This is a genomic window from Streptomyces sp. NBC_01352, assembly GCF_036237295.1.
Taxonomy (GTDB): domain Bacteria; phylum Actinomycetota; class Actinomycetes; order Streptomycetales; family Streptomycetaceae; genus Streptomyces; species Streptomyces plumbiresistens.
Genome location: NZ_CP108354.1, coordinates 6,075,971 through 6,097,205, shown reverse-complemented (window position 1 = coordinate 6,097,205; position 21,235 = coordinate 6,075,971). Strand labels below are relative to the sequence as shown.

The 21,235-nt window shown below is 71.9% G+C and carries 18 protein-coding genes; 1 reads left to right on the top strand and 17 read right to left on the bottom strand.

Annotation, left to right across the window (positions count from 1 at the left end; translation table 11 throughout):
* Positions 1 to 51: 51 nt before the first annotated feature.
* Both OG252_RS28470 and OG252_RS28465 read right to left on the bottom strand, forming a co-directional pair.
* On the bottom strand, positions 52 to 507 hold the full coding sequence (locus OG252_RS28470; RefSeq protein ID WP_329339657.1) for a GNAT family N-acetyltransferase: 456 nt from the start codon (positions 505 to 507) through the stop codon (positions 52 to 54).
* A 318-nt stretch (positions 508 to 825) separates the two neighbouring features.
* On the bottom strand, positions 826 to 1,926 hold the full coding sequence (locus tag OG252_RS28465) for a citrate synthase 2 (RefSeq protein ID WP_266437786.1): 1,101 nt from the start codon (positions 1,924 to 1,926) through the stop codon (positions 826 to 828).
* 284 nt (positions 1,927 to 2,210) lie between these two features.
* Between OG252_RS28465 and pdxH the strand changes: the two genes are divergently transcribed.
* On the top strand, positions 2,211 to 2,894 hold the full coding sequence (gene pdxH / locus OG252_RS28460; protein ID WP_329339655.1) for a pyridoxamine 5'-phosphate oxidase: 684 nt from the start codon (positions 2,211 to 2,213) through the stop codon (positions 2,892 to 2,894).
* A gap of 55 nt (positions 2,895 to 2,949) precedes the next feature.
* On the opposite strand, the gene OG252_RS28455 is transcribed toward pdxH, so the two are convergent.
* From OG252_RS28455 to OG252_RS28385, 15 genes are all read right to left on the bottom strand, one after another.
* Positions 2,950 to 3,585, bottom strand: a complete 636-nt coding sequence (locus OG252_RS28455) for a TetR/AcrR family transcriptional regulator (RefSeq protein WP_266437780.1) — start codon at positions 3,583 to 3,585, stop codon at positions 2,950 to 2,952.
* A complete protein-coding gene (locus OG252_RS28450; protein ID WP_329339653.1) occupies positions 3,573 to 4,316 on the bottom strand; it encodes an enoyl-CoA hydratase family protein in 744 nt (247 codons plus the stop codon). Before OG252_RS28450 ends, OG252_RS28455 begins: the two co-directional genes overlap by 13 nt.
* Positions 4,313 to 5,890, bottom strand: coding sequence for a 4-coumarate--CoA ligase family protein (locus OG252_RS28445; RefSeq protein WP_329339651.1), 1,578 nt, complete (start codon positions 5,888 to 5,890; stop codon positions 4,313 to 4,315). The genes OG252_RS28450 and OG252_RS28445 overlap by 4 nt, the downstream gene beginning before the upstream one ends.
* Before the next feature lie 37 nt (positions 5,891 to 5,927).
* Positions 5,928 to 7,094, bottom strand: coding sequence for an acyl-CoA dehydrogenase family protein (locus OG252_RS28440; RefSeq protein ID WP_329339649.1), 1,167 nt, complete (start codon positions 7,092 to 7,094; stop codon positions 5,928 to 5,930).
* 55 nt (positions 7,095 to 7,149) lie between these two features.
* Positions 7,150 to 8,991, bottom strand: coding sequence for an acetyl/propionyl/methylcrotonyl-CoA carboxylase subunit alpha (locus OG252_RS28435; RefSeq protein WP_329339647.1), 1,842 nt, complete (start codon positions 8,989 to 8,991; stop codon positions 7,150 to 7,152).
* An 11-nt stretch (positions 8,992 to 9,002) separates the two neighbouring features.
* Positions 9,003 to 10,601, bottom strand: coding sequence for an acyl-CoA carboxylase subunit beta (locus tag OG252_RS28430; protein WP_266437765.1), 1,599 nt, complete (start codon positions 10,599 to 10,601; stop codon positions 9,003 to 9,005).
* On the bottom strand, positions 10,598 to 12,268 hold the full coding sequence (locus OG252_RS28425) for an acyclic terpene utilization AtuA family protein (RefSeq protein ID WP_329339646.1): 1,671 nt from the start codon (positions 12,266 to 12,268) through the stop codon (positions 10,598 to 10,600). Before OG252_RS28425 ends, OG252_RS28430 begins: the two co-directional genes overlap by 4 nt.
* Positions 12,265 to 13,059 carry a TIGR03084 family metal-binding protein gene (locus OG252_RS28420; protein WP_329339644.1) on the bottom strand — a complete coding sequence of 265 codons (795 nt, stop codon included), beginning with the start codon at positions 13,057 to 13,059 and terminating at the stop codon, positions 12,265 to 12,267. The genes OG252_RS28425 and OG252_RS28420 overlap by 4 nt, the downstream gene beginning before the upstream one ends.
* An 81-nt stretch (positions 13,060 to 13,140) precedes the next feature.
* Positions 13,141 to 13,671: a hypothetical protein gene (locus OG252_RS28415; protein WP_266437757.1), complete on the bottom strand. Its 531-nt coding sequence runs from the start codon at positions 13,669 to 13,671 to the stop codon at positions 13,141 to 13,143.
* A 134-nt stretch (positions 13,672 to 13,805) separates the two neighbouring features.
* Positions 13,806 to 14,267 carry a transposase gene (locus OG252_RS28410; protein ID WP_329339642.1) on the bottom strand — a complete coding sequence of 154 codons (462 nt, stop codon included), beginning with the start codon at positions 14,265 to 14,267 and terminating at the stop codon, positions 13,806 to 13,808.
* Between the two features lie 149 nt (positions 14,268 to 14,416).
* Entirely contained in the window at positions 14,417 to 15,358 is a 942-nt protein-coding gene (locus OG252_RS28405) for an EamA family transporter (RefSeq protein ID WP_329339640.1), read from the bottom strand.
* A gap of 121 nt (positions 15,359 to 15,479) precedes the next feature.
* Positions 15,480 to 16,601, bottom strand: a complete 1,122-nt coding sequence (locus tag OG252_RS28400; protein ID WP_266437752.1) for a lipid II:glycine glycyltransferase FemX — start codon at positions 16,599 to 16,601, stop codon at positions 15,480 to 15,482.
* Positions 16,602 to 16,642: 41 nt separating this feature from the next.
* The gene (locus OG252_RS28395; protein WP_329339637.1) at positions 16,643 to 17,449 is read right to left on the bottom strand and encodes a metallophosphoesterase family protein; all 807 of its coding nucleotides are present in this window, start codon (positions 17,447 to 17,449) and stop codon (positions 16,643 to 16,645) included.
* Positions 17,450 to 17,562: 113 nt separating this feature from the next.
* A complete protein-coding gene (locus OG252_RS28390) occupies positions 17,563 to 18,237 on the bottom strand; it encodes an HAD-IA family hydrolase (protein ID WP_266437747.1) in 675 nt (224 codons plus the stop codon).
* A gap of 30 nt (positions 18,238 to 18,267) precedes the next feature.
* Positions 18,268 to 21,153 (bottom strand): FAD-binding and (Fe-S)-binding domain-containing protein, encoded by a 2,886-nt coding sequence (locus OG252_RS28385; protein ID WP_329339634.1) that lies wholly within the window; start codon positions 21,151 to 21,153, stop codon positions 18,268 to 18,270.
* Between the last annotated feature and the right edge of the window lie 82 nt (positions 21,154 to 21,235).

Below are 21,235 nucleotides of genomic sequence, written 5' to 3'. Positions count from 1 at the left end.
ACAAGATTGAAGGAATCGTTGTGCGCCGGAAATCCGAGGAGCACGCCGGTCCTACACCTCAGCCGGCGCAAGCCTCAGATCCACCCACACCTCAGTCTCCCCCTCCAGCACATACCGCTCCACCTCGACAAACCCACGCGCCACGGCAAACCGCAGCCCTTCCTCATTGACGGCCAGCACACACGTCTCGATCACCCGAGCCCCCAGCCCACGAGCACACTCGAGCCCCTTCTCATACAGCGCGCGGCCAAACCCCCGCCCCCGAAACTCGGGCAGCACGCGCGCGATGACGGTCGCCACACCCTCCTCGCCCTCGGGCGGCCGCACGGTCGAGCACCCGACGAGAACGTCCCCGAGGTACGCGTTCTCCAGCCGATAGCGCCCGCTCCGTTCCCGCACCTCATCGAGCCCCATGGCGGCGGGCGGCACGATCACGTTGTGCACATGCCGCCACTGCTCGAGCATGACGTCTCCGTCGACCGGCTGTATTCGCAGGTCAGTCACCATTACCGCTCCCCTCGCGCGCAGCGACCCGATTCTTTCCGAAAAAACTGGTTGATCGCGCGTCGAGCGGTTCTTAGTGTGTGGGCTACACGAGAAGGGAGGTGGTTCGGCAGATGTATGAGAACCGGACGCGTGAGGTGGCTGCGGGCTAGCGGCCCGTCACCACACCGAGTGCGGTGCCGGACCAGCGCGTGAGAGACGCGTGCAGCCGGCCCAATCCCAGCAGTCACCCGACCCGCGAGCTCGCCGGTACGTCCGGCCGGCTTCTCCGCTCAGGCGGAGAGACCCGAGCTCGCGGGTCGTCTGCGTTCTCGGAGGTGCTCAGCGCACGATGTCGCCGTAGCCCTCGATCTCGCGCGGGTCGCGGGTGCCGGGGCCGATGTAGCGGGCGGAGGGGCGGACCAGGCGGCCGGTGCGCTTCTGTTCCAGGATGTGGGCCGACCAACCCGCGGTGCGGGCGCAGGTGAACATCGAGGTGAACATGTGGGCGGGGACCTCGGCGAAGTCGAGGACGATGGCGGCCCAGAACTCGACGTTCGTGGCGAGGACCCGGTCGGGGCGGCGGGCGTGGAGTTCTGCCAGGGCCGCCTTTTCCAGGGCTTCGGCGATCTCGAAGCGGGGGGCGCCGAGTTCGCGGGCGGTGCGGCGCAGGACGCGGGCGCGAGGGTCTTCGGCGCGGTAGACCCGGTGGCCGAAGCCCATCAGGCGTTCGCCCTTGTCGAGGGCCCGCTTGACGTAGGCCTCGGCGTCGCCGGTGCGTTCGATCTCCTCGATCATGCCGAGGACGCGGGAGGGGGCGCCGCCGTGCAGCGGGCCGGACATGGCTCCTACGGCGCCGGACAACGCGGCCGCGACGTCGGCGCCTGTCGAGGCGATGACGCGGGCCGTGAAGGTGGAGGCGTTCATGCCGTGCTCGGCCGCCGACGTCCAGTACGCGTCGACCGCGGCCACGTGCTTGGGGTCGGGCTCGCCGCGCCAGCGGATCATGAAGCGTTCGACGACGGACTGCGCCTTGTCGATCTCCCGTTGCGGGACCATGGCCCGGCCCTGGCCGCGCGCGGACTGGGCGACGTAGGAGAGGGCCATGACGGCGGCTCGGGCGAGGTCCTCGCGGGCGCGTTCCTCGTCGATGTCGAGGAGGGGTTTGAGGCCCCAGACGGGCGCGAGCATGGCGAGTGCGGACTGGACGTCGACGCGGATGTCGCCGGAGTGCACGGGGATCGGGAACGGCTCGGCGGGCGGCAGGCCGGGGTTGAAGGCGCCGTCGACGAGCAGTCCCCAGACGTTGCCGAACGAGACGTGTCCGACGAGGTCCTCGATGTCGACGCCCCGGTATCGGAGTGCGCCGCCCTCCTTGTCGGGTTCGGCGATCTCCGTCTCGAACGCGACGACTCCTTCGAGTCCGGGTACGAAGTCGGACATCAGGCGGCTCCTCGTGATGTGTGCGACGGATGAGTTGTACTGCGGCTGGTGTGGGGTGCGGCTACCACGTGTGCGGCGGTGGGTGTGCGTCCGTCCCACGGCTCCGCGGTTCGTCTCCGAGAACTCGCGGTCCTGGGCGGTATCTCTGTGATGCCCCGTGCGGTCGGCGGTCATCCAACCGGAACGGCATCAGCACGATATCCCCGAGTGCCACCCTTGGGGAGGGCTTGCGGCACTCAGTGCCACGCAGTGATGAAGACCACCGTGCCGAACGTGGCCCGCTCATGCGGCAGGATGACGGCGTGACCGACCGAGACGCCGCCCTCGATCCCGCCTCGATGCGTAAGCAGTACCGCGCCGAGGGGCTCGCCGAGGCCGACCTGGCCGCGACGCCCGTCGAGCAGTTCGCGCGGTGGTTCAAGGAGGCCGCGATCGAGGGGCATCTTTTCGAGCCGAACGCCATGATCGTTTCCACGGCGGACGCCGAGGGCCGGCCCAGTTCCCGCACGGTGCTGCTGAAGCACTTCGACGAGCAGGGCTTCGTCTTCTACACGAACTACGACTCCCGCAAGGCCGGTGAGCTGGCGGAGAACCCGTACGTCTCGCTGCTGTTCCCGTGGCATGCGATGGCCCGCCAGGTCATCGTCACGGGGGTGGCGCGGCGTACCGGGCGGGACGAGACCGCCGCGTACTTCCGCAGCCGCCCGCACGGCTCCCAGCTCGGTGCGTGGGCGAGCGCGCAGTCCTCGGTGATCGCGGACCGCACGGACCTGGACGCGACGTACGCGGAGCTGGCCGCGCGGTATCCGGAGGGCGAGCAGGTGCCGGTGCCGCCGAACTGGGGCGGTTTCCGGGTGGCTCCGGGGGCGGTGGAGTTCTGGCAGGGCCGCGAGAACCGGTTGCACGACCGGTTGCGGTACGTGGCGGAGGCGGACGGGAGCTGGCGGGTGGAGCGGCTCAGTCCGTGAGGGCGAGGGGCCGGGAGCCGACAGATCCAAACTAACCGGCACCACTGACAACGCCTCAGTCCAGCGCCGCGTCCAGCAGGCCCGCCCACTGCGTCACGACCCGCTCCCGGCGCCCGGTGTCGTCGGTCAGCAGGTTCGCCAGTCCCAGTCCCCGGGCCATGTCGAGCAGGCCCTGGACCGTCTCGCGTACGCCCGGCCGGGATTCGTCGGCGCCCAGCAGGTCCACCGCGATGCGGTGGGTCTCGCGGCCGACGCGGGCTTCCAGTTCCGTCACCCGTGGCCGTAGTTGGTCCTCGTTCGAGGCGGCGACCCACAGGTGGAGTGCGGCGCGGAACAGGGGGCCGGTGTAGAGGTCGACGAGGGCTGTTACGACGGCCCGGCGGTCGTCCGCGGCCGTGCCCTCGGGGAACAGTGCGCGCAGGGCCGTGGAGCGTTCCTCGGCGACGTACTCGACGGCGGCGGTGAAGAGGTCCTCGCGGGTCGGGAAGTGGTGTTGGGCGGCGCCGCGGGAGACGCCGGCGCGTTCGGCGACGACGGCGACCGTGGAGCCTGCCCAGCCGTGTTCGGCGAGGCAGGCCACGGCGGCTGCCAGGAGGCGCTGTCGGGTGGCCCGGCTGCGGTCCTGCTTGGGGACACGGTCACCGGGGGCACGGTCGCCGGGGGCTCGGCCGACCGTGTTCACAGCACCCATGTGGGATCCCGTCGTTCGAGGAAGGCTGTCATGCCCTCGCGGGCGTCGGCGGCGGCGAACAGACGGGCGGAGAGCCTGGCGAGTTCGCCCGCGTCCAGGTCGAAGGCCTCCAGCACCTTAGCCGTGAGCAGCCGTTTCGTCTCGGCGAGGGCGCGTGGGGCAGCTCTGCGCAGTCCGTCGAGGACGGGGGCGAGGACCTCGTCGACGTCGGTGTGGTCGCCGGCGGCCGAGAGGAGGCCGATGCGGGCGGCCTCGGCCGCGTCGAAGGTCTCGCCGGTGAGGTAGTAGCGGGCGAGGGCGCGGGGGTCGACGCGCTGCAGGAGGGGGAGGGAGATCAGTGCCGGGGCGACTCCGATGCGGACTTCGGTGAAGGCGAAGGTGGCGGTGTCGGAGGCGGCGGCGATGTCGCAGGCGCCGAGCAGGCCGAGGCCGCCGGCCCGTACGTGGCCGGTGACGCGGGCCACGACGGGTTTGCGGAGTTTGACGATCTGCTTCAGCAGGGCGACGAGGGCTTTGGGCTGCGGTGGTTCGCGCAGGTCGGCGCCCGCGCTGAAGGTGGTGCCGGTGTGGGTGAGGACGACGGCGCGTACGTCGTCGTCCTTGCCGGTTCGCTTCAGGGCGTCCGCGAGTTCGTGCACGAGAGAGGCGGACAGGGCGTTGCGGTTGTGCGGCGAGTCGAGGGTGAGGGTGGTGATGCCGCGTTCGTGCGTGGGGTGGACCAGGGCGGTCACGTCCGCTCCCTGACTTGTCGGAGTTGTCGGCGCAGGATCTTGCCGGAGGCGGCGCGCGGGACGCCGTCGATGAAGGTGACGTGGCGGACGCGCTTGTAGGGGGCGACGTGCTCGGCGACGTACATCATGACCTCTCCTTCGGAGAGGTCGGTCGCGGTCGGCTGGCGGACCACGTAGGCGTGCGGGACCTCGTTGCCGTCGTCGTTGTAGACGCCGATGACGGCGGCGTCGGCGATGCCGGGGTGGGTGAGGAGGAGGGCTTCGAGTTCGGCGGGGGCGACCTGGAAGCCCTTGTACTTGATGAGTTCCTTGACACGGTCGACGACGAACAGCCAGCCGCCGGCGTCGACGTGGCCGACGTCCCCGGTGTGCAGCCAGCCGTCGGGGTCGATCATCTGGGCGGTGGCGTCGGGGCGGCCGAGGTAGCCCTTCATGACCTGGGGGCCGCGGATGAGGATCTCGCCGGACTCGTCGATGCCGAGGTCCTTGTCGGGGTCGTCGAGTGAGACGATCCGCATCCGGGTGCCGGCTATGAGCTTGCCGACGGTCCCTGGGGGCGCCTCGTTCATGGCGTCGAGGGGGACGACGTGGGTGCCCGGGGAGAGTTCGGTCATGCCGTAGGCCTGGCCGACGGGCGGCAGGCCGAGCCGTTGCGAGCAGGCGGCGGCGAGCTTGGCGTCCAGGGGGGCGGCGGCGCTGATGATGTACCGCAGGGACGACAGGTCGTACTGGGCGACCGCGGGGTGCTTGGCGAGGGCGAGGACGATCGGCGGGGCGACGTACAGGCCGGTGATGCGGTGGTTCTGGATGGCCGCGAGGAAGGTTTCGAGGTCGAAGCGGGGCAGGACGACGACGGTGGCGCCGGTGCGCAGGGGGCCGTTCATGAGGGCGGTGAGGCCGTATATGTGGAAGAAGGGCAGGACTGCGAGGATGCGGTCGCCGGGGCCGGCCGACATGGCGGGTTCGAGCTGGGCGAGGTTGGTGGCGATCTGGCGGTGGGTGAGCATCACGCCCTTGGGCATGCCGGTCGTGCCCGACGAGTACGGGAGGGCCGCCACGTCCTCGGCGGGGTCGATGTCGAGCTGCGGTTCGGGGGCCGTCGAGGCCAGCATGTCGAGGAGCGAGCGGTGTCCGGGGGCGCTGTCGCAGACGAAGATCTCGCGGACGCCGCCGGCGAGTTCGGCGGCCCTGCGGGCGGTCTCCAGGAGGGGGGACACGGTGACGATCCAGCGGGCCGCGGAGTCGGTGAGCTGCTTGCCGAACTCCTCCGGTGTGGCGAGCGGGTGCACGGTCGTGACGGACGCCCCCGCGCGCGTGGCGGCGTAGAACGCGGTCGGGAAGGCGATCGTGTTGGGGCTGTGCAGGGCGAGGACGTCGCCCTTGCGGACGCCCGTCTCGGCGAGGGCGGCGGCGATCCGCCGGTGGAAGTGGTCGAGCTGGCTGTAGGTGAGTGTGGTGCCGTCGGTGCCGTCGATCAGGGCGGGCGTGTCACCGAACTCGGCGGCCCGGCCGAGCACCGCTTCGTGGATGGGGAGTTCTACGGGCGGGACGTCTGCGTACTCGCTGCGGAACATGGTTCCTCCTCGCGCGACACGTGCCGGTCGCTGCCGGTCAGTACGACTTGGGCAGGCCCAGGGTCTGGTGGGAGACGTAGTTGAGAATCATCTCCCGGCTCACCGGAGCAATACGAGCCACGCGGGCGGCCGTTATCAACGAACCGAGCCCGAATTCGCGGGTGAGGCCGTTTCCGCCGAGCGTGTGGACCGCCTGGTCGACGGCCCTCACACAGGCCTCTCCTGCCGCGTACTTGGCCATGTTGGCGGCCTCGCCCGCGCCCGCGTCGTCTCCGGCGTCGTAGAGGTGGGCCGCCTTCTGCATCATCAGGCGGGCCAGTTCGAGGTCGATGTGGGCCTGGGCGAGGGGGTGGGCGACGGCCTGGTGGGCGCCGATGGGGGTGTTCCAGACGGTGCGGTCGCGGGCGTACGTGATCGCCTGCGCGAGCGCGTAGCGGCCCATGCCGATCGCGAAGGCGGCCGTCATGATGCGTTCGGGGTTGAGGCCGGCGAAGAGTTGCAGGAGGCCGGCGTCCTCGTCGCCCACGAGGGCGTCCGCGGGTAGGCGTACGTCGTCGAGAGTGAGCTCGAACTGCTTCTCCGCGGCGGTGAGTTCCATGTCGATGCGGTGGCGGGTGAAGCCGGGTGTGTCGCGGGGGACGATGAAGAGGCAGGGCTTCAGGCGGCCGGTGTGCGAGTCTTCCGTGCGGCCGACTATGAGGGTGGCGTCGGCGATGTCGACGCCTGAGATGAAGACCTTGCGGCCGGTGAGGAGCCAGTCTCCGGTGTCCGGGTCGCGGCGGGCGGTGGTGGTGATGCGGTGGCTGTTGGAGCCGGCGTCGGGTTCTGTGATGCCGAAGGCCATGGTGCGGGTGCCGTCGGCGAGGGCGGGGAGCCAGTGGAGTTTCTGGGCGTCCGTTCCGAAGCGGGCGATCACTGTGCCGCAGATCGCCGGGGAGACGACCATCATGAGGAGGGGGCAGCCGGCTGCGCCGAGTTCTTCGAGGACGATGGAGAGTTCGGCGATGCCGCCGCCTCCACCTCCGTATGCCTCCGGCAGGTTGACGCCGAGGTAGCCCAGCTTGGCTGCCTCCAGCCAGAGTTCCTGGGGGTGGCGGTTCTCGGCGATGACGGTGGTGATGTAGTCGCGGCCGTAGCGTTTGCCGAGGGCGGCCACTGCTTCTCGTAGGGCCTTGTGCTCTTCGGATTCCGTGGTGGGTGGCATGGGACTCCTTCCGGGTGCGGGTCGTCCGTGGCTGGTCGCGCAGTTCCCCGCGCCCCTAGGTATCCCGGACTACCGCCAGCAATAGGCCCACCGTTACCTGCTGACCGGGAACGGCCTGCAAAGCCGCCAGCGTTCCTGTCCGTGGTGCCACGACCTTGTGTTCCATCTTCATCGCCTCCAGCCACAGCAGCGGCTCTCCGGCCTGCACGGTCGCTCCTACGACCGCGCCCTCGGCGACCCTGACGACCGTGCCCGGCATGGGGGCCAGGAGGGAGCCCGGCGCGTGCTGGGTCGTCGGGTCGGGGAAGCGGGGCAGGGCGGTGAGTCGGGTGGCGTTGACGTGCAGCTCGTCGCCGTACCGCGCGACCTCGAACCTGCGCTGTACGCCGTCCACTTCGAGTACGACGAGACGGGCGTCGGCGTGGACGACCCGTAGCCCGTCCGCCTCCAGGCCCGCCCGGGTGTGCCGGTAACGGACCTCGTGCTCCTCTCCCGCCATCGCGTAGCGCTTGGTCTGGGGCTGGGAGGGGACGTTGCGCCAGGCTCCGAAGCGGGAGCGGCCGTGGGCGTCGGCGAGGGCGGCGGCCAGGGGGGCGTGGGGGTCGGGGGTGGGTTTCGTGAGGTCGGCGAGGTGGCGGTCGTAGAAGCCGGTGTCCATGCGGGCGGTGGTGAACTCCGGGTGCCGTAGCGACCGTACGAGGAGGTCCCGGTTGGTGGGCGGGCCGTGGAGCGTCGCTCGTTCCAGGGCGGAGGCCAGCTTGCGCAGGGTCTCCGGGCGCGTGGGGGCGTGGGCGACGATCTTGGCGAGCATGGGGTCGTAGTGGACGCCGATGGGGTCGCCGTCCTCGTAGCCGGTGTCCAGGCGGACGCCTTCCGGGACGGTGAGGCGGTGCAGGGTGCCGGTCTGGGGGGTCCAGTCGGTGGCCGGGTCCTCGGCGTAGAGGCGGGCCTCCACGGCGTGGCCACGCGCGCGTGGCGGGTCGCTTTCGAGCGGCTCGCCCTCTGCGACGCGGATCTGCTGGGCGACCAGGTCGATGCCGAAGACGGCTTCGGTGACGGGGTGTTCGACCTGGAGGCGGGTGTTCATCTCCAGGAAGTGGGCCTTGCCGTCGGCGACCAGGAACTCGACGGTGCCGGCGCCCACGTAGTCGACGGCGCGGGCGGCGCGTACAGCGAGCGTGTGCAGTTCCCGGGTGAGCTCCTCGGAGAGTCCCGGGGCGGGGGCTTCCTCGATCACCTTCTGGTGGCGGCGCTGCAGGGAGCAGTCGCGGGTGCCCAGGGGCCACACCGTGCCGTGGGTGTCGGCGAGGATCTGTACCTCGACGTGCCGGCCGCCCTCCAGGTACGGCTCGACGAACACCTCGCCGTCACCGAAGGCGCTCGCGGCCTCGGCGCGCGCGCTCCGCAGTGCGGAGTCCAGGTCCTCCAGGCGGCGCACGATCCGCATCCCGCGTCCTCCGCCGCCCGCCGCCGCCTTCACCAGCACGGGCAGGTCGGCGTCGGTGACCTCGTGCAGGGGCGCGAGGCCCATCAGTTCCTTGGCGCGCGTCTTGGACGCCATGGCCTCGATCGCCTCCGGCGGCGGGCCGATCCAGACCAGGCCCGCGTCGAGGACGGCACGGGCGAAGTCGGCGTTCTCGGAGAGGAAGCCGTAGCCGGGGTGCACGGCGTCGGCGCCGGCGGCGACGGCGGCCTTCACGACGAGGTCGCCGCGCAGATACGTGTCGGCGGGCGCGGCGCCCGGCAGTCGTACCGTCGCGTCGGCCACGCGCGCGTGGAGCGCGTTCCGGTCGGCGTCCGAGTGCACGGCGACCGTGCGGATGCCCAGCTCGCGGCAGGTGCGGAAGACGCGGCAGGCGATCTCGCCACGGTTGGCGACCAGCAGAGAAGCGATCACGGGGAGGTCCTTCACATCCGGAAGACGCCGAAGCCGCCCCGCGCGCCCTGGTAGGGGGCCGTGTGGAGGGCGGACAGGCACAGGCCGAGGACGGTGCGGGTGTCGCGCGGGTCGATGACGCCGTCGTCGTACAGCCGCCCGGACAGGAACATCGGGAGCGACTCGGACTCGATCTGCTGCTCCACCATGGCGCGCAGGGCGGCGTCCGCGTCCTCGTCGTACGGCTGTCCCTTCGCCGCCGCCGACTGCCGGGCGACGATGGAGAGGACGCCCGCGAGCTGCTGGGGGCCCATGACGGCGGACTTGGCGCTGGGCCAGGCGAAGAGGAAGCGGGGGTCGTAGGCGCGGCCGCACATGCCGTAGTGGCCGGCGCCGTAGGACGCGCCCATGAGGACGGACAGGTGGGGGACCTTCGAGTTGCTGACCGCGTTGATCATCATCGCGCCGTGCTTGATGATGCCGCCCTGCTCGTACTCCTTGCCGACCATGTAGCCGGTGGTGTTGTGCAGGAAGAGCAGCGGGATGTCGCGCTGGTTGGCGAGCTGGATGAACTGGGCGGCCTTCTGGGACTCCTCGCTGAAGAGCACCCCTTGGGCGTTGGCCAGCACCCCTATGGGATAGCCGTGCAGGGTCGCCCAGCCGGTCGTCAGGCTCGTCCCGTACAGCGGCTTGAACTCGTCGAAGTCGGAGGCGTCGACGATGCGGGCGACGACCTCGCGGGGGTCGAAGGGCGTCTTCAGGTCGCCGGGGACGATCCCCAGGAGCTCGTCCTCGTCATACTTGGGAGGTAGGGCCGGGCCCGGATCGCCGTACGCCTTGCGGTGGTTGAGGCGGGCCACCACGCGCCGCGCCTGCCGGAGCGCGTCCCGCTCGTCGACGGCGAAGTGGTCGGCGAGGCCCGACACGCGCGCGTGCATCTCCGCGCCGCCCAGGGACTCGTCGTCGCTCTCCTCGCCGGTGGCCATCTTCACGAGCGGCGGCCCGCCGAGGAACACCTTCGCGCGTTCCTTGACCATGATCACGTGGTCGGACATGCCGGGGATGTACGCGCCTCCGGCCGTGGAGTTGCCGAAGACGACGGCGATGGTCGGGATGCCCGCCGCCGACAGCCTCGTCAGATCCCGGAAGATCGCGCCCCCGGGGATGAAGATCTCCTTCTGGGACGGCAGGTCGGCGCCGCCGGACTCGACCAGGCTGATGCAGGGCAGCCGGTTGGCGAGGGCGATGTCGTTCGCGCGCAGCGCCTTCTTCAGGCTCCACGGGTTGCTGGCGCCGCCGCGCACGGTCGGGTCGTTGGCGGTGATCAGGCACTCCACGCCCTCGACGACACCGATACCGGTGACGAGCGAGGCGCCGACCGCGTAGTCGCTGCCCCAGGCGGCCAGCGGGGACAGCTCCAGGAAGGGCGTGTCGGGGTCGAGGAGCAGCTCGATGCGCTCGCGGGCGAGGAGCTTGCCGCGCTTTCGATGCCGTTCCACGTACTTCGGGCCGCCGCCCTCGATGGCCTTCGCATGCTCGGCGTCCAGGTCGGCGAGCTTGGCGAGCATGGCCTCGCGGTGGGCCCGGTAGTCGGGGCCGTTGGTGTCCAACGTCGACGAAAGGACGGTCACAGCAGGGCCTCCGGGATGTCCAGGTGGCGGGAGCGCAGCCATTCGCCGAGGGCCTTGGCCTGCGGGTCGAATCGGTGCTGGGCGGCGACGCCCTCGCCGAGGATGCCCTCGACGACGAAGTTGAGGGCGCGCAGGTCGGGGAGGGTGTGGCGGGTGACGGTCAGCTCACGGCTTTCCGGGATCAGCTGCTGGAATCTGCCGGTCGTCAGCTCGTGGGCCAGCCACCGCCAGGCCTCCTCCGTCCGCGCCCACACTCCGACGTTGGCGTTCCCGCCCTTGTCGCCGCTGCGGGCGCCGGCGACCAGGCCGAGAGGGGCGCGGCGGGTCGGTCCGGGAGGCAGGGGCTCGGGCGGGACCGGCTCCGGCACGTCGTCGAGTACGGCGGTCTCGTGGGCCGGCGCCACAGGGACCCGGCGCCCGTCGTGGAGGACGGCCACATGGTCCACGGCGCCATGGGGGACGTACACACCCTCGAAGACCCCATAGGGCGAAGCCTTTCCAGGTGGGGCCAGCACATGGAAGCCGGGGTAGCTCGCGAGCGCCAGCTCGACGGCCGCCCCGCTGAGGGCCCGTCCGACGGCCTCCTGGTCCGGGTCCCGGACGACGAGCCGCAGCAGGGCGCTCGCGGTCTCTTCGGTGGGGGCGTCGGGGCGGTCGGTGCGGACCAGGTCCCAGCGCACCTCGGCGACCTTGCCGAGGGCCGCCGCCATCTGCTCCCGCACCAGCGCGGCCTTGGCGTCGATGTCGAGGCCGGTCAGCACGAAGGTGACCTCGTTGCGGAAGCCGCCGAGGCGGTTGAGGCCGACCTTGAGGGTGGGGGGCGGGGGTTCGCCGCGTACTCCGTCGACGCGGACGCGGTCGGGGCCGTCCTGGGTGAGCCTGATCGTGTCGAGGCGGGCGGTGACGTCGGGGCCGGCGTACCGGGCGCCGGACGTCTCGTAGAGGAGCTGGGCGGTGACCGTGCCGATGTCGACGAGGCCGCCGGTGCCGGGGTGCTTGGTGATGACGGCCGTGCCGTCCTCGTGGAGCTCGGCGAGCGGGAAGCCGGGGTGGCGGACGTCGCCGTCCTGGAAGTAGGCGTAGTTGCCGCCGGTCGCCTGTGTGCCGCACTCCAGGACGTGCCCGGCGACGACGGCCCCCGCGAGCCGGTCGTACTGGTCCGGCCGCCAGCCGAAGTGGGCGGCGGCGGGGCCGGTGACGAGGGCCGCGTCGGTGACGCGGCCGGTGATCACGACATCGGCGCCCTCCCTGAGACAGGCCGCGATGCCGAAGCCGCCGAGGTAGGCGTGGGCGGCGAGGCTGCCGGGATGCCGGGCGGTCAGGTCGTCGCCCTCGACGTGGGCGACGCGCACGGGGATGGTGAGACGTTCCGCCAACTCCCGTACGGCGACGGCGAGTCCGGCCGGATTGAGCCCGCCGGCGTTGGCCACGATCCGCACACCCCGTTCATGCGCGAGCCCGAGGCACTCCTCCAACTGCCGCAGGAAGGTGCGGGCGTACCCGGCGCCGGGGTCCTTGAGCCGGTCGCGGCCCAGGATGAGCATGGTCAGCTCGGCGAGGTAGTCGCCGGTGAGGACGTCGAGTTCGCCGCCGGTGAGCATCTCGCGCATGGCGTCGAAGCGGTCGCCGTAGAAGCCGGAGGCGTTGCCGATCCGCAGAGCCCTCACCCGGCGTCCCCCTTCGGTGGGCGCCCTGTCCCCGGGGGCCCCGCGAAGGCCTGGGCGATGTCGAGCCAGCGGTCGGCGTCGGGGCCGTCGGCCCGCACCGCGAGGTCGGTGCGGTGGGCGCGCTGGGTGACCAGGAGGCAGAAGTCGAGCGCGGGGCCGGTGACGCGTTGGGGGGCGTCTTCGGGGCCGTACGTCCACAAGTCGCCGGAGGGTGCGGCGAGTTCGATGCGGAAGTCCTCGGCGGGCGGGGTCAGTCCCCGTACCCCGAAGGCGAAGTCACGGGCGCGCACACCGATGCGTGCCACATGCTTCAGCCGGTCGGTGGGTGGGCGCACCACACCGAGCGTGTCCGCCACGTCCTGGCCGTGGGCCCAGGTCTCCATGAGCCTGCCGGTGGCCATGGACGCGGCCGACATGGGCGGGCCGTACCAGGGGAAGCGGGCGCCGGGCGGGGATGCGCGCAAGGCCGTGTCGAGAGCGGTACGTCCTTCCCGCCACCGCGCCAGCAGCTCGTCGGGCGGGAGCGTGGCCCCCTCCTCGGCGCCCTGGTCGACGAACGAGTCGGGGGCGGCGAGCGCCTTCTCCACCAGGGCGCGGAAGCCGTCCTCGTCCGTGACGGCGAGCAGCGCCGAGCGGTCGGTCCAGGCGAGGTGCGCGATCTGGTGGGCGACGGTCCAGCGGGGGGCGGGGGTGGCGAGGGCCCATTGCTCCGGGCTCAACTCGGCGACGAGCCGGTCGAGTTCCTCGCTCTCCGCACGCAGGTCTTCGAACACGGGCGTCGGGTCGGCCATGGGGGGAGCATGGCAGCGGGCCGAGAAACAATCAAGCGTGCTTGCATTTGTTTTTCACGCCGTGGGCTTCGAAGCGCGCGCTCAAGACGTGCGCTCCGTGAGCCAGCGGCGGGCGCCGACCTCGCTCGGGTACTCGCGGACGGTGAACGCGGCGGCGGCCCAGCCCACCCCCCACGCGGCGAACGCCGGCATCACGGGGGCCGCGATCACGAAGAGGAGCCGGCCGGCGAGGACGAGCCCCACGGAGCGGCGGGTCTCGTCGCGCTTGTTCCGGCGGGCCCGGTCAGGGGTCGGCGGGTCCTGGAGCTTCTCGCGGTGGTCCCGGCGCTGCACCCGCCACCCCCACACCGACGCCCCGCAGGAGGCGGCCACCTGCGCCCCGTCCCACACGGTGCGCACGGTCGGCGACAGGCCCGCGCGGAAGCTGCCGTAGAGGCGGAGCGAGATGTAGACGACGAAGGCCAGGACGGCGAACCAGACGAGGGCACCGAGGGCGCGGCGCAGCCAGTAGCGCGCGCCGCGCTCGTACCAGGTCGTGCCGAGGCCCGGCAGGGCGGGGATCGGCGGCCTGACAGCGGGGGCGGGGACTTCAGAAGATGCTTTTGATGCCATTCCACACGTCGTCTTTCAGTCTCACGAAGTCGTCCCCGGTCTCCGACAGGACGTGGCCGGTGCCGTGCAGCACGCCGCCCACCACCCCGCGGTCGCGCGGTCCTCACTCCAGTGTTCTTGACATCCTCCTCCTCTCAAAAGAGGGGGATTCCAACCCAGGGGGGTTGAGGTTCACGGACACTCGACCGCTGTTGGGGCGGTGTTGTCCCTTCGGCACCGGCTGAGCGCCGGGGGCGGGGAATCCCGCCCTGTCCTGCCGCGACGTTGGTTGCAGCGTTGGTGTCCGCGTTACAGATGAAGCCGCAGGATGAGCAACAGAACTCGGCTTGGCTCTTGCGCGAGTTCTTGTCGATCCATCCGCAGGCGCTGCATCGCAGGCTGGTGTAGGGGGCCGGAACGTCTTCGACCCGGCCCGGGGCCTTGTGCTCGGTACGCTGCCGGAGCAGGCCCCACCCCTGGGCAAGGATCGCCCGGTTCAGTCCGGCCTTCTGCCGCACGTTCTTGCCGGGCTGTTCAATGGTGCCCTTCACCGAGCGGGTCATGTTCTTGATGTTGAGCTTCTCGAACCGCAACAGGTCGTAGGTGCGGGCGAGCATCGTGCTGGTCTTCTCGCACACCCCCGGCCTGAAAGCCGGAGCACCCTGCGAAGAAACAAAGGCGAAGAGGGTAGGGCATGCGGAACCCATACGACCGTTTGGCCACGGGCTGATGCGCGCTTGACCGCCCGATGACCGGGCCGCCGCTCTCAGGCCTGCGGCAGCCTCGCCTTGCCCCGCCGCCCCACCTGCGTCCGCACCGCCCCCATGCTCGCCACGATGACCAGGGCGATCGCTGCGGACTCGATGGTGGTCAGGGTCTGGTCGAGGATGAGGAAGCCGGCCGTGGCGGCGAGGGCCGGTTCCAGGCTCATCATGATGGCGAAGGTGGAGGCGGGGAGCCGGCGCAGGGCGAGGAGTTCGAGGGTGTAGGGCAGGACGGAGGACAGGACGGCCACCGCCGAGCCGAGGGCGATCGTCGTCGGGTCGAGGAGCTTCGTGCCCGATTCGGCGATGCCGAGGGGGAGGAACGCCACGGCCGCCACGGCCATGGCCAACGCGAGCCCGTCCGCCTGCGGGAAGCGGCGGCCCGTACGCGCGCTGAAGACGATGTACGACGCCCACATGGCGCCCGCCCCCAGGGCGAAGGCGACGCCTATGGGGTCGAGGTCGCTGAAGCCTCCGCCACCGAGGAGGAAGACGCCGGCGAGGGCCAGGCCCGCCCAGACGAGGTTGAGCGCGCGGCGGGAGGCGAGGACCGAGAGGGCGAGGGGGCCGAGGACCTCGAGGGTGACCGCCGGGCCCAGGGGGATGCGGTCGACGGCCTGGTAGAAGAGGCCGTTCATCGCGGCCATGGTGAGGCCGAAGACGACGACCGTGCCCCAGTCCGCGCGCGAGTGACCGCGCAGCCGGGGCCGGCAGATCAGCAGCAGCACGACTGCCGCCGCCAGCAGACGCAGCGTGACCACGCCGAGCGCGCCGGCCCTCGGCATCAGCGTCACGGCGAGGGCACCGCCGAACTGCACCGAGACACCCCCGGCGAGCACCAGCCCCACCGGCCCGAGCGAACCCCAGCGGCCGGGAGCACCGGCCGGCTCGGGTGCGTGACCGACGGAGGAGGAGGTGGACGTGGTTGCGCTGCGGGTGCTCACTGGGCCTTCCGGGGCGGTTCGAGGGTTCGTACATCTCACTGTACGACGCAGTCCAGAGTAATGGACTAAGTCAGGTGTGTGAACCCTTTATACGACTGTCCCGGGTGCCCGCCCGCCGGGCCTAGCGGCGGGCCATGTACAGATCCAGCGCCTTGTGCAGCAGCCGGTTGAGCGGGAAGTCCCACTCCCCCAGGTACTCGACGGCCTCACCGCCCGCGCCGGCCTTGAAGCGCAGGAGCCCCAGGAGGTGGTTGGACTCCTCCAGCGTGTCCGTGATGCCCCGGAAGTCGTAGACGGCGGCGCCGAGTTCGTGGGCGTCGGTCATCATGCGCCACTGCATGGCGTTGTTGGGCTGGACCTCGCGCTTGCGGCTGGTGGAGGCGCCGTAGGAGTACCAGACGTGCTCGCCGACGGTGAGCATGGTGGCCGCGGCGAGGACGTCGCCGTCGTGGTGGGCGAGATAGAGCCGCATGCGGTCGGGGTGCTCGGTGGTGAGCGCGGTCCACATGCGCTGGAAGTAGGACAGGGGGCGCGGGAGGAAGCGGTCGCGCTCGGCGGTCTCGGCGTACAGCTCGTAGAAGGCGGGCAGGTCGTCGTAGCCGCCGCGTTCGATCTTCACGCCGGCCTTCTCGGCCTTCTTGATGTTGCGCCGCCACTGCTGGTTGAGGCCGCGCTGGATGTCCTCCAGCGACCGTCCGGCGAACGGCACCTGGCAGACGTACCGGGGCTGTCCGGCCGCGAAGCCGTCCTCGCCGCCGGGTTCGGTCTGCCGCCAGCCCGCGCGGCGCAGCCGGTCGGCCACCTCGGCGGCGCCCGGTTCGTGCGAGGTCGCCTCGGCGTCCCGCAGACGCCGGGCGGCCGGATCGGCGATCGCCGCCTTCACCGCGTCGGCGCTCCACCGGCGGACGACGACGGGCGGGCCCATCTTCACCGAGAAGGCGCCCTGTCGCTTGAGGTGGGCGAGCATCGGGTCCAGCCACCGGTCGAGGTCGTCCGCGTACCAGTCGATCAGCGGCCCCTCGGGCAGATAGGCGAGGTACCGCTTCAGTTTCGGCAACGCCCGGAACAGCACGAGCCCCGCCCCGACCAGCCGCCCCTCCTCGTCGAACCACCCCAGGCTCTCCGCCCGCCAGTCCGGCTTCACGTCGCCCCAGGAGGGGACCTGCATGTGGCTGGCGGAGGGGCGGGCCGCGACGAACGCGAGATGTTCGTCGCGGGAGAGGGTCTGGATGCGGAGGGTCATGCGGCGCTCCTTGACGGTGGCTGAGCGTGACAGCCTATGAGTCAGCCGCGGCCGTCCCGGGGACCGAACAGCCTCAGTGCCTCCGTGTCCGTGGCGCGGGCGTTGAGGAAGTAGTCGGCCCACTCGGCGATGTCCGGGTAGGCGCAGTCCGCCACGAGGCGGCTGACCGCCGCGGGGATGTCGTACGGCGTGACCCGCAGGTCGGCTCCCGGCCCGAGCAGGCACCAGTGGGCGCCCGTGCGGCCGTACGGCATGCCGACGCTGCCGGGGTTCACCACCAGGCGCCCCTGGGCGAGGCGGACGTACGGCATGTGGGTGTGGCCGCAGACCACCGTGCGGATGTCCTCGTCGAGGTCCGCGAAGACCTCCGTCCAGCGCTCGGGGCGGGAGTCGACGAGGACGACCTCTTCGTCGTCGCGCGGTGTGGCGTGGCAGAACAGGACCTTGCCGAGACCGTCGACCGGGAGGGTGAGCGTGGCGGGCAGCCCGGCCAGGAACTCGACCTGCTCGTCGGTGAGCTGTTCCGCCGCGAAGGGGGCGATCGGGTCGGGGACCGTGTCCCGCTCGCCCCGGCGGTACTCGACCAGTTCCCGGTCCGCGTTGCCCGAGACCCACAGCACCCGGTCGCCCTGTGCGCGCAACAGCTCGACGACCTCGCCCGGCTGCGGGCCCGCCGTGATGTCCCCGGTGAGCACGATGCGCTCGGCGTCCGCCACGTCGGGCTCGGCGAGCACGGCTTCCAGGGCGGGGAGCACCCCGTGGATGTCGGAGAGGACAGCGACGCGGCTCAGGGCGTTTCCGGGGCTTCCGGAGCTTCCAGGGCTTCCGGGAGCGGAGGGGATCGACATGCGCCCGACTCTGACCGTCGCCGGATCCGCACGCGCCCCCTTTCGCCAGGCGCGTAGCCGCGCTGTCGCACGCCCCCGGTCACCCCGTCGCATCCGTCACCCCGTCGCATCCGTCACCCCACCGCGGCCGCCCCCTCCGCACCGGCGAACGCGAGGATGTCGGGGACCGCTTCGCGCAGGCTCCCGAAGTGGCGGTGCACGCCGGTCACGGCGGCCGGGGCGTTGACGCCCCACACCGTCATGCCGGCCCGCAGACCCGCCTGGACTCCGGACGGGGCGTCCTCGACGACCAGGCAGTCCTCGGGGCGGGCACCGAGCAGCTCGGCGGCCAGCAGGTAGGGCACGGGTGACGGTTTGCCCTCCGTCACCGCGGCGGCGTCCACCACGACGGGCGGCACCGGCAGACCCGTCCGGGTGAACCGCCCGCGCACCCGGTGCTCGTAGTTCGAGGTCACCAGCGCCCAGGCACCCGGCGGCAGGGCGCCCAGCAGCCGCGCCGCGCCGTCGAAGGCCGCATAGACGCCGGACCGGACGTCCTCGTCCTCCAGCTCGTGCAGCGCGCTCAGGCACTCCCCCGGATCCCGGTCCGGGACCACCGCCGCGAAGGTCTCCATCGGCCGCGTCCGCAGGGCCACCCGGTAGACCTCGTCAGGGTCCAGGGCGTACCGCGCCGCCCAGGTTCCCCACACCCGGCGCTGGTTGGCCACGGCGTCGATCAACGTGCCGTCGACATCGAAGAGGACGTACTTCCTGGGGCCGGGCCGCACAGACTCAGACTCACTGGTCACGGCGTGATCATGCCAGGAAGCCGGGGAGGACTACTCACCCCGCTTCCCTTCCGCCTGCTCCAGCCCCTCCGCCAACACCTCCGCCACATGCCGCCCCCGCACCCCCGCCGCCTGCTCCAGCTGCGTCCGGCACGAGAACCCGTCGGCCAGGACCACCGTGCCGTCCGCGGCCTCGCGCACCGCCGGCAGCAGCTGCTCCTCCGCGCACGCGGCCGACACCTCGTAGTGGCCCTTCTCGAAGCCGAAGTTGCCCGCGAGGCCGCAGCAACCGCCCGCGAGCTCACCGGTCAGGCCCGCCGCCAGGCGCAGGCGGCGGTCGGCGGCGTCGCCCAGGACCGCGTGCTGGTGGCAGTGGGTCTGGCCGACCGCGGGACGGTCCAGGCGGGGTGGGGTCCAGTCGGGGGCGAGGCGTTCCAGGGCTTCCGCGAAGGTCAGGATCCGGGAGGCCAGGCGGGCGGCGCGGGGGTCGTCGTGCAGGAGTTCCGGCAGGTCGGTGCGGAGGGCCGCCGCGCAACTGGGTTCCAGGACGACGACCGGGGCGCCCGACTCCAGCACCGGCGCCATCAGGTCCAGCGTGCGGCGCATGACCGTACGGGCTCGGTCGAGCTGGCCCGTCGAGACGTAGGTCAGGCCGCAGCAGACGCGGCTCCGCCGCATGCTCAGCAGGGAGACCGCGGCCTTCGACGTGCCGTCCCCCACGGGTCGCACGCGCATCCGCAGCGTCGGTGGCTGGGCAACCCGCAGGCCCGCCGCCTCCAGCACGCGCACGGCCGCGCGCCCCACGGACGGCGAGAGATGCTCGGTGAAGGTGTCCGGCCAGAGGATCACCAGAGCCCCGGAGCCGCCCACCGGCTCTCGCCTCCCCCACCACCGGCTGAACGGCTCCGTGGCCACCCGCGGAATCGCCCGCTCCGCCGCGATCCCGCCCACCCGTTTCGCCGCCCACGCGAACGGCCGTACGGCGGCGAACGCGTTGACCACCGCCCCCGCCCGCAGCCGGGACACCCAGCGCAGCCACACCGGCAGCCACCCCATGCTGTAGTGGGCGGCGGGGCGTCGCCGCCCCTCGTAGTGGTGGTGGAGGAACTCCGCCTTGTACGTGGCCATGTCGACCCCGACCGGGCAGTCGGAGCGGCAGCCCTTGCAGGACAGGCACAGGTCGAGGGCGTCATGGACCTCCTCGGACCGCCAGCCGTCCGTCACCAGCTCGCCCGCGAGCATCTCGTGGAGCAGCCGGGCACGCCCGCGCGTCGAGTGCTCCTCCTCGCCTGTCGCCCGGAAGGACGGGCACATGACGGACGCCCCGGACACGGCGGTCGTACGGCATTTCGCGACCCCGACACACCTGCGCACCGCCGCGGAGAAGTCGCCGCCGTCCGTCGGATAGCCGAAGGCCACGTCCACCGGCTTCCGCGGGAGCACCGAGAAGCGGAGGTTCGTGTCGAGGGGCGCCGGGCGTACCAGCATCCCCGGGTTGAGCAGGTCGTCCGGGTCCCAGACCGCCTTCGCCCGCTCGAACAGCCCCACCAGCTCCGCGCCGTACATACGCGGCAGCAGCTCCGCCCTCGCCTGTCCGTCCCCGTGCTCCCCGGACAGCGAACCGCCGTGGGACACGACCAGTTCGGCCAGTTCCTCCGAGAAGCTCCGGAAGCGGGCGACACCCGCCTGCGTCAGCAGGTCGAAGTCGATGCGGACGTGGATGCAGCCGTCCCCGAAGTGGCCGTACGGCGTGCCGCGCAGCCCGTGCGCTCCCAGCAGCCCCCGGAAGTCCCGCAGGTACGCGCCCAGCCGGGCCGGTGGCACCGCGCAGTCCTCCCAGCCGGGCCAGGCCTCGGAGCCGTCCGGCATCCGGGTCGCGGTACCGCTCGCGTCCTCCCGGATGCGCCACAACGCCCGCTGTCCGGCCGGGTCCGTCACCACGAGCGCGTCGACGACGTCAGCCGCCCGCACGATCGCGTCCGCACGCGCGCGTGCCTCGGCCTCCGTCCCGCCGCCGGTCTCCACGAACAGCCAGGCAGCGCCCCGGGGGAGTTCGGCAGCGGAGGCGACGAGGTCCACGGCCATGCCCTCGACCGTCAGGGGCCCGTACGGGAGCAGGCCCGCCGCCGCCTCCGCCGCCGCGCTCTCGTCGGCGTACGCCAGAACGGCCAGCGCACGCGCGCGTGGCGCCCGGACCAGCCCCACGACCGCCTCCGTCAGCACGCCGAGCGTGCCCTCCGAACCGCAGAGGGAACGGGCGACGTCGGTGCCGTGCTCGGGCAGCAGGGCGTCCAGGGCGTAGCCGGAGATACGGCGGGGCAGTTCGGGGAAGCCGGTGCGCAGACGCGACAGTTCGCTCTCCACCAGCTCGCGCAGGCCCTCGGGCGCGCCCGCCCAGCCCTGCCCGGCCCGCAGCCGCTCCCCGCGCGCGGTGACCACCGACAGCTCCCGCACGCTGTCCGCGGTCGTCCCCCACGCCACCGAGTGCGAGCCGCACGAGTTGTTGCCGATCATGCCGCCGAGCGTGCAGCGGCTGTGGGTGGAGGGGTCCGGGCCGAAGCGCAGGCCGTGCGGGGCGGCGGCGTCCTGGAGGCGGTCGAGGACCAGCCCCGGCTGGACGACGGCCGTCCCCGCCTCCGGGTCCAGCGACACCAACCGGTTCATGTGCCGGGTGAAGTCCAGTACGACGCCCGTGCCCGTCGCCTGCCCGGCGATCGACGTCCCTCCGCCCCGCGCCACCACCGGCACGCCGTGCTCCCGGCACACCCCGAGCACCGCCGCCACGTCGTCGGCGTCCCGAGGAGCCACGACACCCAACGGGACCCGCCGGTAGTTGGACGCGTCCATGGTGGTCAGCGCCCGGGAGGTGACGTCGAAACCGACCTCGCCCCGGACGGCCTTGCGCAGGTGCGACTCGAGAGCATCCAGATCCGTCATGTGTTCCAGGATGCAGCCGACCACCGACAGTGACCGGCACGGCGCTCTCCGGGCTCCGGTGCAGGACGACCGCGAGACCCGG